The organism is Mesorhizobium sp. M2C.T.Ca.TU.002.02.1.1 (assembly GCF_003997225.1).
Map to the genome: position 1 here is coordinate 1 of NZ_RZTO01001323.1, position 941 is coordinate 941.

The window sequence follows — 941 nt, forward strand, 5'->3', positions numbered from 1 at the left end:
TACGCGGCGCTGATGCGGCAGCGCGCCGCCGCGCTGCTCGGCGCGCCGCACGGGCTGCAGGGCGAAGCGCTCGACCGATGGCTCGATTCCCGCGACAAGGGCGAGGCTCATGGTTTCACCGCGCGGTTCAAGGCAGTGAACGATTCCAACAGTTTGGCCGCAATGCATGAAGCAGCGGAAAAGCTGCATGACTGGACGGCAAGGAGGCTCGGTGAACGTCGATGAAGTGAAGGCCCTGGCGAACGCGATCAGGGAAGAGGTGGCGAAAGCGATCACCGGGCAGCGCGATACGGTCGACCTAATGCTGACGGCTTTGTTCGCCGGCGGGCATATCCTGCTCGAAGGCCCGCCCGGCACCGCCAAGACCATGACGGCGCGCTGCTTCGCGCAGGCGCTCGGCGTCGCCTATGGCCGCATCCAGTTCACGCCCGATTTGATGCCCGGCGACATCGTCGGCTCCAACATCTACAATTTCCAGACCGGGCAGTTCACGCTGACGCGCGGGCCGATCTTCTGCGATCTTCTGCTTGCCGACGAAATCAACCGCACGCCGCCGAAGACGCAAGCCGCCCTGCTCGAGGCCATGCAGGAGTGCGCCGTCACCTTCGACGGCACCACGCATTCGCTCGGCCGGAATTTCATGGTGGTGGCGACGCAGAACCCGATCGAGCATCAGGGCGTCTATCCGCTGCCCGAGGCGCAGCTTGACCGCTTCCTGTTCAAGCATCGGGTGAGTTATCCGGACCTCACGGAGGAGCGCGCAATCATCGTCAATCACGGCGGCTCGGCCTCGCACGACATCGAGCAATATGGCATCAAGGCGCTGACCGACCGCAAGACGCTTGAAGCCGCGCTTGCCACGGTCGGCGATGTCACGCTGGTCGACGATATCGTCGGCTATATCGCGGCCCTCGTGCGCGGCACGCGCGAAAGCCCCGACC

General features: G+C 64.7%; 1 protein-coding gene and 1 pseudogene. Both read left to right on the top strand.

What is annotated here, in order from left to right; genetic code table 11:
• Positions 1–225 (top strand): annotated as a pseudogene (locus EOD07_RS35835) (DUF4350 domain-containing protein); the annotation flags it as partial.
• Positions 212–941: MoxR family ATPase (locus EOD07_RS35840; protein WP_127238473.1), on the top strand; the 730-nt coding region annotated here is incomplete at its 3' end. The pseudogene EOD07_RS35835 and the gene EOD07_RS35840, both read left to right, overlap by 14 nt.